Raw genomic sequence first — 9961 nt, 5'->3', positions numbered from 1 at the left:
CTGGCACCTGTTACAATTATGTTCATATATAAACTTTAAAATGTTACACGAATATACCGCTGTATTTTCTTAATTTTACATGGAGATGAAAAAAATAATTGTCTGGTTTATATTGTTGCTTTGTCTTTCTGATTTAAATGCCTTTGCACAAGACCCGATTATTAAACCGGCAAATGACACACAAAAAGGCTTTCAATGGAACAAAGTATTTGTAGGTGGAAATATCGGTGCTCAGTTTGGGAGTATTACTGTTGTCAATATTTCCCCAATCATTGGATACAGAATAACCGAACGTTTGGCGGCCGGTATTGGGGCTACTTACATATACTACAATTATAGAGCGCTTCGATTCAGTTCAAGTATTTACGGGGCAAGTGTTTTTGGAAGATTTTATGTGCTTGAAAATATTTTCGCTCATGCAGAATATGAGTTACTGAATGTTGACTCCTACGACTTTCCAGGCACAAGAACGAATATTGAAAATATTTACGTTGGCGGTGGATTCCGGCAGGCTTTGGGAGGACGATCATACATGACTATTATGGCTTTATGGAATATTAATGAGTCGAAATATTCGCCTTATGGAAATCCGATAATAAGAATGGGATTTAGTTTTGGACTTTAACATCTTTCTCCCCTTTCCAAGGGATAAGGTTCTATTGCAGAGAAAATTAGATATTGTATGCAGAAATTTTTCCTTATAGCTCTTTCATTAGCCGGGAAAATTGCATGCGCGCAAAATACAATTCAAACTCCATTTGATATTTATGGTCCTCAGAACGCTCCTGTTTATAAAGATCTGAAAGATGCTCTTAAGGATAATGAACGGGTTTACAAATTAAATCTTACCAACCAGACCCTCGACCCAAAACTATACGCAAAGTTCGGCAAGCTCACCAATCTTCAGGCCTTGATTTTGAACAACGACAACATTACCACGCTTCCTGAAGAGATGAGTAATTTCAAAAGTCTGATGTATTTTTCAACACGGGGTAATGAGATCAGTTCATTACCAAAAGGCTTTGGGAACATGAGCAGCCTGATGCACCTGGAAATATATGACACCAAACTGGATTCATTACCAACCGAAATTGGTTACCTGAACCGGCTAAAAACATTTCACATTCAGAGTAATAAAGACACACTTACACTACCCCACTCCATAGGGTATATGAACGCATTGAGTGAGTTATTGGTTTATAATACCATTCTTGATACTCTTCCTAAAGAGCTTTCACTACTCAAAAATTTAAGATCATTAACACTTGTACAATGCGGCCTTAAAGAAATTCCAAAAAATTTCGGAAAGCTCGATGGACTTGAAGAGTTAGTGTTGGATAATAACTCACTTGAGAATCTACCGGTGTCAGTTTATCATTTAAAAAATCTTCAGTACTTATCCATAAAGAATAACAAATTTTCGAAAATTTCCGATCATGTTTGTTACCTAAAAAGCCTTAGTATGCTGGACGCACGGGGAAACTCCCTTAATGAAGATGATGTAAATATCATCAAAACGCTTTTGCCAGGCTGCAAGGTTTTGTGGAAGTAATATCTCGACAGCGATCAGTGTGCAAACACAGTGCGACAGCTTCCGCAGTCAGTCAGATTTCCCCAAAGGGAGACAGTAAAAATACAAATATGTGAATGGCACCCATTAATTTAAAATCTATTCAATGAAAAACATGCTAATTAAAATCACTTCTGCATTATTCCTTTTATCAGGTGTCTTGTCAGCGGGTCCGGTGACAGTTGATAACCATATAAAGATCGACCAGTTCGGCTACAGAACAAGTGATAAAAAAATTGCCGTTATAAGTAATCCACAAACCGGATACAACTCGGTAAGTCCGTTCAGCCCCGGAACAAATTATCAATTAAGACGCTGGGGCGATGACACTGTTGTTTTTTCGGGAACTCCCATAGCATGGAATGGCGGCAGCACTCACAGTCAAAGCGGCGACAAAGTATGGTGGTTCGATTTTTCTTCCTATACCTCCGCTGGCTCCTACTATGTGTTTGACGTAACAAACAATGTTGGTTCTTATAAATTCGACATCAGTGATTGCATTTATCTCACAACATTAAAGCAAGCGCTGCGGGTGTATTATTACCAGCGTTGCGGAACACCCAAAGTAGCTCCTTATGCACAAACAGGATGGACTGATGCCTCCTGCCATATTGGAAGCTTACAGGATAAGGATTGCCGTTTATATAACAACAATTCATCCACATCCAAAGACCTTTCAGGTGGATGGCATGACGCGGGCGATTATAATAAATATGTGAATTTCACTTTTGAAACAATGACAGATCTGATGCTGGCCTATTCCCAAAACCCAACTGTTTGGACGGATGATTATAACATTCCCGAATCAGGTAATGGTATCCCGGATATACTTGATGAAGTTAAATATGAATTAGATTGGTTGTTGAAAATGCAGAACAATGATGGCTCTGAATTGAGCATTGTAGGCGAAGCAAATTCAGGAAGTGGCAGTCCGCCTTCAAGCGATAACGGCCAACGTGTATATGGACCGGCAACTACGTCGGCTTCATTTTCCGCATCGGCATTATTCGCACTTGGTGCCATACAATACACAAACATTGGACAAACAGCATATGCCAATACTTTACAGACAGCAGCAGTTAAAGCCTGGAACTGGGCTGTTGCGAATCCAAATATTACATTTAGCAATACAGGCCTTGTAGGAGCCGGCGAGCAGGAGGTGTCGGCATACGATCGTTCGATCAGGCATATGGCGGCAGCGGTATTTTTATTCGCGAATACGGGAAACGCGACTTACAAAGCGTTTATCGACAACAATTATACGCAAATGCACCTTATCGCGTGGGGCTATGCTTACCCATTCGAAAGCGGGCAACAAGACATACTTTTGTATTATGCGTCCTTGAATAATGCTACAGCTTCCGTTTCAACTGCCATAAAAAATGCTTATAAGAATTCGATACAGTCGGGAAATGCTGATAACCTGCCGGCTTATACCAATCAAACAGATGCTTACCGCGCTTACCTTTCAAATAATAATTACACATGGGGAAGCAACACAACTAAAGGGCGGCAAGGGATCATGTTCGGCAATATGATCTCCTATAACCTTGATGCACCCAACAATACAAATTACATAAACGCCGCTTTGGGATTTGTAAATTATTTCCATGGTGTGAACCCGACCGCATTTTGTTACCTGAGTAATATGGGAAATTATGGAGCGGAGAATTCGATCAATGAATTTTATCATACCTGGTTTGCGGACGGAAGCTCTTATTGGGACAGGGTTGGAACATCCACTTACGGTCCGGCTCCCGGTTATGTACCTGGTGGACCCAACCCTACATATGCAGTTGATGGCTGCTGCCCTTCCGGATGCGCCTCGTTAAACTCTCTTTGTAATGCGGCACTTGTTACACCTCCGCTAAATCAGCCCATTCAGAAATCCTATAAAGACTGGAATACCAGTTGGCCTCAAAACTCATGGACGATAACTGAACCGGGGATATATACACAGGCATCCTACACCAGGTTACTTTCAAGGTTCGTCAACTTATCGTGTATTACAACAGGTATTGATTACATTACCCTAAATGATCTAACTGCGGAGATCTATCCAAATCCGGGCAACAGCAGTATCAACCTAAATCTTAAGAATACACATGGAAGTTTTACAAGAGTTTATATTAAAGATCTGCTGGGCCGGATAGTATATTTCAGAACCGAAGCAAATCATTCTCCGGATCACACAATTGAAATAGCTATTCATGATTTGACTAACGGCATTTACTTTGCCGAAATTGAAAACAGGAACACAAAAGTTATACGAAAATTTGTGAAGGAATAAATGAAGCTTAATTGCCGGTTGTTAGTTATCGGTTATCAGGACACGTTCCCGACTATCAGGATAAACCGACCACAGCGATAAGAAACTTAATGAAGAAAAAAGAGAGGGAGTTTTTTGAAAATTCAACCTTGCACTTTGCAAAAATTCCTGTACGTTTGCAAAACGTGTTATTTAAATGAATGGTATGGAGAAGTTAGCAGATCGGATCAATAAACTTTCGGAATCTCAAACGATTGCCATGGCACGCAAAAGCCGCGAGCTGAAGGCGCAAGGGATAGATGTGATAAGCCTGAGTCTGGGAGAGCCGGATTTTCACACACCACAGGTTGTTAAAGACGCTGCAAAAAAAGCGATAGATAACGACTTCAGTTATTACACCCATGTTTCCGGTTATGTTGAATTGCGTGAAGCGATTGCAAAAAAATTTAAACGGGATAATAATCTTGATTACACTGCCGAACAAATTGTAGTTTCTACAGGTGCGAAACAAAGCCTTGCCAATGCCATTCTTTGTCTTATAAATCCCGGTGATGAAGTAATAGTTCCATCGCCCTACTGGGTAAGTTATATTGAACTTATTAAACTGGCGGAAGGAGTTCCCGTTATTATTAAGGCAGGGATTGAACAGGATTTCAAGATCACTGCCACCCAATTTAAAGCAGCCATTACACCCAAAACACGAATGATGATCTTCAGCACTCCCTGTAACCCAACAGGAAGTGTGTACAGCAAAGAAGAATTGAAAGCATTGGCTGAGGTGGTTACCCAATACCCTGACCTGTTTATTTTATCGGATGAAATTTATGAGCATATCAATTATGTTGGCGGCCACCAATCGATGGCGCAGTTCGGCAACATAAAAGACCGCGTGATAACAGTAAATGGTGTTTCAAAAGCTTATGCTATGACCGGCTGGAGGGTTGGTTTTATGGGCGCACCATTATGGTTAGCAAAAGCCTGCGACAAAATGCAGGGACAAATAACCTCGGCCACCTGTTCCATTGCACAAAAAGCAACACATGCGGCGATGCTGATGGATGTTTCGGGTATTGCACCTATGCGCGACCAATTCAGAAAGCGCAGGGACCTGGTACTCGGATTGATGAAAGAAATACCCGGCTTGAAAACTAATGTTCCGGAAGGAGCATTTTATTTTTTCCCTGATATTACTTATTACTTCGGAAAATCGGATGGCAAAACAACGATCAGGAACGGAACTGGCCTGAGTGAATATTTGCTTGACAAAGCTCATGTAGCTCTTGTACCCGGCGCGGCTTTTGGTGATGATAATTATATACGCTTTTCATATGCCACATCTGAGGATAAACTCACTGAAGCATTGACCCGCATGAAGAAAGCATTGTCAGAATTGAAATAAACCGGCTTACCATTACAGATGAAGAAAAAAACAAAGAAAGGCAGCAGCTCCGATAATAAATTATCCAAGCAAGGTCTTAAAAATATTTTCGAAGCATTTACAAAACTAAAAATTCTGATAATAGGTGATGTGATGATAGACACTTACCTGTTTGGCGCCGTAAGCCGCATATCGCCGGAGGCACCTGTTCCTGTAGTGTCTATAAGAAAAAAAGAAAGCCGCCTGGGTGGTGCGGCAAACGTGGCATTGAATGTCCAGGCAATGGGCGCTATACCTATTCTGTGTTCAGTGATCGGCGCAGACAGCGAAGGTGATATTTTTTTAGACTTGTTACGTGAACAAAATCTTTCACAAAAAGGAATTTTAAAAAGCCGGAAACGCATCACGACAAAAAAAACCCGCATCATTGGAAATAACCATCAAATGATCCGGATCGACGAAGAGGTTGACATGGATATCAGCAAAGAAGAAACCAGCCAATTGCTTCTTCGGATTTTTACACTGATCAAGCACGACCAGATCGATGCAATTATTTTTGAAGACTACGACAAAGGACTTATTACACAAAAACTAATACAACAAGTAACAAAAATCTCCAGAAAAAAAGGCATCCCGACGATCGTAGACCCTAAGAAGAAAAATTTCATGCATTACAAAGGTGTTGATATGTTCAAACCCAATTTAAAAGAACTGAAAGACGGATTAAAAATCGAGTTCAACCATCACAAACTTAAAGAACTTAATAAGATCACCAATGAGTTCAGGGGAGATCAAAAGATCGACACATTGCTTATCACACTTTCCGAACTGGGTATATATATAAACACTGATGAAAAACAGATGATTATCCCGGCACATATCCGCAGGATTGCTGATGTATCAGGTGCCGGCGACACCGTTGTCAGCATAGCGGCGCTATGTCTTGCACTTAATCTTTCACCAATCGTAACTGCAACGCTTGCTAATCTTGCCGGCGGACTGGTATGTGAATATGTAGGGGTTGTGCCGATCAATAAAAAACAATTACTGCAAGAAGCGCTCAATACAGGAATAGCAAAATAGCAGCAGGAATGTTACCTTTGAGCCACTATATGGCCATAGTAGTAACTCCATACAAAAATAATTCATCAAAAAAAGAACAGGTAGCCGCTATGTTCAACAACATAGCCTCCCGGTACGATTTTTTAAATTTACTTTTGTCATTTGGCATTCACAACCTGTGGCGAAAAAAAGCGATCCGCTTACTCCGAAACGAGAATCCCAAAACCATACTTGATATTGCCACCGGAACCGCCGATCTCGCGATCGAAGCACTTAAGCTAAACCCGGAAAAGGTAACGGGTATCGATATTTCGGAAGGAATGTTAAAATCAGGGCAGGAAAAGATCAACAAACGCGGACTTAATAAAAAAATACAACTCTTTTTGGGTGATTCCGAAAATCTGCTGTTCGAAACTGCAAGCTTTGACGCAGTTACCGTCGCTTTTGGCGTTCGCAATTTTGAAAACCTGGAAAAAAGTTTGAAAAATATATTTAACGTACTTAAACCGGGCGGAACACTGGTTGTGCTTGAATTTTCAAAGCCAACTAATTTTCTTGTGAGGCATCTCTACAACTTTTATTTCAACAGGGTTACACCCTTTGTAGGGCGCCTTTTTTCAAAAGATACATCGGCCTATTCATATTTGCCCGAATCTGTAAAGGCTTTCCCATGTGATGAAGATTTTATCAATATTCTGAAACAAAACGGCTTTTCAAGCACTGCAAGACATAGCCTGGCCTTTAATATTGCTAATATTTACACCGGAAAAAAATAAAAGATCAATTTGACCGTTAGGGAACAAGGAAAATGCAGATCAATAAACTAAACATAAAATGGAGTAATTTGTCGCATTTCGAAAAAGTCCGAAGCCGGAAGTCCGAAACCGGAAGTCTTCTAGTTCCCTACTTCCTGCTCCCGATTAGCCGTATAATAAAAAAATTTTTCTTTGTCATTTGCTTTTTGAATTGCATTAACTGCTTCGGGCAACATCCGAAAATTCAAAACCTGCCCAAATACGAATTTGAAGCTTTACACTTCGGCTTTACACTTGGCGTTAACAAGACCAATTTCATTATCACCCCAAGAACTCTCTCCGATTCTATACTTGTGGTTGAATCATCACCTCAAAATGGTTTTAATCTCGGTATTGTATCCGAACTGGCTGTCCATCGTTATTTAACCGTTCGCTTTGTACCAAACATTTCATTTGCGCAACGCAATCTTGATTTTACGATCGCGACTCAAAAGGGCATCGGTGTATTCACAAAAAAAGTTGAATCAACCTTCCTGGATTTTCCCATTGACATAAAACTCCGTTCGGCCAGGATGAATAACTTTTCGGCGTATGTTTTGGCCGGGATAAAATATACAACAGATGTAGCTTCACAAAAAAATGTGGATAATACAAGTCTTGAAATTACACAGCAGGTTGTAAAGCTCGACAGAAACGATATTGGTTACGAAATGGGAGCCGGTGTGGAATTTTATCTGCCCTATTTTAAATTCGCTATTGAGGGCAAGCTTTCATTAGGTTTCAAAAATCTGCTGGTGAATGACAACACCATTTTTGCCAACGCGATCGACCGCTTGTATTCTAAAATGTTTCTCATATCCTTTACCTTTGAAGGGTAATGCCACTTGTATCTGTAATAGTCCAATGCTCCGCCTCGGGCGGATGTTGGCCATTAACAGCTACTATTGTGGCAAATGCAACCATTTCGTTTGGACCCATACCAATTAAAATATAATTTAGAGATTATACTGAATTAGATTATTATATGTATTATTTAAAAAATCATTTGGGAAAAATTTAGAGCTTTCGTGCTTTGGTGGCCAAAGTCAAATTGCCACTAAAGCACAAAAACACTAAAACCCACGAAAAAGCTTATTTGATATAAACTCCAAATTATATTTATAATTAGTATAATGAAGCAGGAAATCAATATCGCAGTAAGTCCGGAAGAAGCTGCCAGCGAAATGGCTACAAAAACGGCTGCCGCTAAAAATATTGGAATCGATCCTGATAAAATAAGTTTTATTAAATTTTTGAAACGATCGATTGATGCGCGTTCCAGGGCTATCAAAGTACATTTAAAACTTATTGTTTATACACAAGCGGAAATACCTGAAACAGAACATCAACTGCCGAAAATTCACGATGTATCGCACAAGCCACCGGTTCTCATCATCGGCACCGGCCCTGCAGGATTATTCGCAGCGCTGCGCCTGATCGAACTTGGATTAAAACCCGTACTGCTTGAACGCGGTAAAGATGTAAGAAGCCGCAGACGTGATCTGGCTGTACTTAATAAAGAACATATCGTAAACCCTGAATCGAACTATTGTTTTGGAGAAGGCGGGGCGGGAACGTACTCGGATGGAAAGTTATATACACGTTCGACCAAGCGGGGCGATGTTCAAAAAATACTCAACATATTTGTGGCATACGGTGCAAGTGAAGATATCCTGATCGATGCGCACCCGCATATCGGCACCAATAAACTTCCTGGCATTATTGTAAATATCCGTGAATCGATTATAAATGCAGGAGGAGAAATTCATTTCAATACAAAAGTAACTGACCTCATAATTAAAGACGATCGAATTAAAGGAGTAATCTGTAATGACAAGGAATTTTTTGCGAATTCGGTGATCTTAGCAACAGGTCACTCTTCAAGGGATATTTTTGAATTATTGCACAAAAAAAATATTGCCATTGAAGCAAAACCATTCGCAATGGGTGTACGCATTGAACATCAACAAACATTGATCGATTCGATCCTTTACCACAATCCAAACCGGGGTCCTTATTTACCACCAGCCGCTTACAGTTTAGTTCACCAGGTGAACGGGCGGGGCGTATTCTCCTTTTGCATGTGCCCGGGCGGTATCATTGCGCCGTGCGCAACAGCTCCGGGAGAAATTGTAACGAATGGATGGTCGCCTTCAAAACGGAATAACCCCTACTCCAACTCAGGCATTGTTATTGCAGTTGATCTTATTGATCTGAAAAAATATTCTGAGCACGGTGTGTTTGCGGGATTACGTTATCAACAGGACCTTGAACGCATGGCTTTTATTGCCGGAGGCAAAACACAAACAGCACCAGCACAGCGCATGATCGATTTCAGTACAAATAAATTATCGAAAGATCTTCCTGCCGTTTCTTACCAACCCGGAATTATATCCGCTCCGCTGCATGAGCTATTGCCTGAAGCCATCAGTCAACGCTTGCAGACCGCGTTCAAAGAATTCGGAAAAAAACTTAAGGGTTATTATACAAATGATGCCGTAATTGTTGGTGTTGAATCACGCACCTCCTCTCCTGTGCGCATACCACGTGATGTTGAAACGCTTGAACATATTCAAATCAAAGGATTATACCCCTGTGGTGAAGGAGCAGGTTATGCAGGCGGAATTGTGAGTGCGGCAATTGATGGGCAGAAATGCGCGGAGGCGGTTTTACTCCAACTCTCCTTCTGATAATAGAAAAATAATTAATACACTTGTAATAAATCATCCAAGATATTATTAGAAAGTTTTAGAAACTGTTTAAAATTTATTCAATAATATTTTTATAGCTGCAAAATGAATCATTGCCTCACTTGTTTCAAGCAAATATTCAAAATCTTTACTCAATCTTCGTTGGTTTTCAAACCAAGAAAAAGTTCTTTCAATAAT

The 9961-nt window shown here is 40.3% G+C and carries 9 protein-coding genes; 8 read left to right on the top strand and 1 reads right to left on the bottom strand.

The window, feature by feature from the left end; translation table 11 throughout:
- Positions 1-85 precede the first annotated feature (85 nt).
- The 8 genes from HYU69_14535 (at position 86) to HYU69_14500 (ending at position 9763) form a co-directional block, all read left to right on the top strand.
- Entirely contained in the window at positions 86-625 is a 540-nt protein-coding gene (locus HYU69_14535; protein MBI2271559.1) for a hypothetical protein, read from the top strand.
- Between the two features lie 57 nt (positions 626-682).
- The gene (locus HYU69_14530; GenBank protein ID MBI2271558.1) at positions 683-1552 is read left to right on the top strand and encodes a hypothetical protein; all 870 of its coding nucleotides are present in this window, start codon (positions 683-685) and stop codon (positions 1550-1552) included.
- A gap of 124 nt (positions 1553-1676) precedes the next feature.
- A complete protein-coding gene (locus tag HYU69_14525) occupies positions 1677-3860 on the top strand; it encodes a glycoside hydrolase family 9 protein (GenBank protein ID MBI2271557.1) in 2184 nt (727 codons plus the stop codon).
- Positions 3861-4044: 184 nt separating this feature from the next.
- Positions 4045-5238, top strand: coding sequence for a pyridoxal phosphate-dependent aminotransferase (locus HYU69_14520; GenBank protein MBI2271556.1), 1194 nt, complete (start codon positions 4045-4047; stop codon positions 5236-5238).
- An 18-nt stretch (positions 5239-5256) separates the two neighbouring features.
- A complete protein-coding gene (locus tag HYU69_14515) occupies positions 5257-6300 on the top strand; it encodes a D-glycero-beta-D-manno-heptose-7-phosphate kinase (GenBank protein MBI2271555.1) in 1044 nt (347 codons plus the stop codon).
- A 35-nt stretch (positions 6301-6335) separates the two neighbouring features.
- Positions 6336-7055 carry a bifunctional demethylmenaquinone methyltransferase/2-methoxy-6-polyprenyl-1,4-benzoquinol methylase UbiE gene (ubiE, locus tag HYU69_14510; GenBank protein MBI2271554.1) on the top strand — a complete coding sequence of 240 codons (720 nt, stop codon included), beginning with the start codon at positions 6336-6338 and terminating at the stop codon, positions 7053-7055.
- A 32-nt stretch (positions 7056-7087) separates the two neighbouring features.
- Positions 7088-7912, top strand: coding sequence for a PorT family protein (locus HYU69_14505; GenBank protein MBI2271553.1), 825 nt, complete (start codon positions 7088-7090; stop codon positions 7910-7912).
- 294 nt (positions 7913-8206) lie between these two features.
- Complete coding sequence (locus HYU69_14500) at positions 8207-9763, top strand: FAD-binding protein (protein ID MBI2271552.1); 1557 nt, start codon at positions 8207-8209, stop codon at positions 9761-9763.
- A 69-nt stretch (positions 9764-9832) separates the two neighbouring features.
- Here HYU69_14500 and HYU69_14495 read toward each other — a convergent pair.
- Positions 9833-9961, bottom strand: a 129-nt coding sequence (locus HYU69_14495) for a transposase (protein ID MBI2271551.1), incomplete at its 5' end; no start/stop codon positions are given.

This window comes from Bacteroidota bacterium (assembly GCA_016183775.1).
Lineage (GTDB): Bacteria > Bacteroidota > Bacteroidia > JABDFU01 > JABDFU01 > JABDFU01.
The sequence above is the reverse complement of the archived record's forward strand: the minus strand, read 5'-3'. Positions and strand labels throughout refer to the sequence as shown.

Coding starts and splice junctions, on each gene's coding strand:
- HYU69_14500 (MBI2271552.1), top strand. CDS start 8,207: ATGAAGCAGGAAATCAATATCGCAGTAAGTCCGGAAGAAGCTGCCAGC.
- HYU69_14505 (MBI2271553.1), top strand. CDS start 7,088: ATGCAGATCAATAAACTAAACATAAAATGGAGTAATTTGTCGCATTTC.
- HYU69_14535 (MBI2271559.1), top strand. CDS start 86: ATGAAAAAAATAATTGTCTGGTTTATATTGTTGCTTTGTCTTTCTGAT.
- HYU69_14525 (MBI2271557.1), top strand. CDS start 1,677: ATGAAAAACATGCTAATTAAAATCACTTCTGCATTATTCCTTTTATCA.
- HYU69_14530 (MBI2271558.1), top strand. CDS start 683: ATGCAGAAATTTTTCCTTATAGCTCTTTCATTAGCCGGGAAAATTGCA.
- HYU69_14520 (MBI2271556.1), top strand. CDS start 4,045: ATGGAGAAGTTAGCAGATCGGATCAATAAACTTTCGGAATCTCAAACG.
- HYU69_14515 (MBI2271555.1), top strand. CDS start 5,257: ATGAAGAAAAAAACAAAGAAAGGCAGCAGCTCCGATAATAAATTATCC.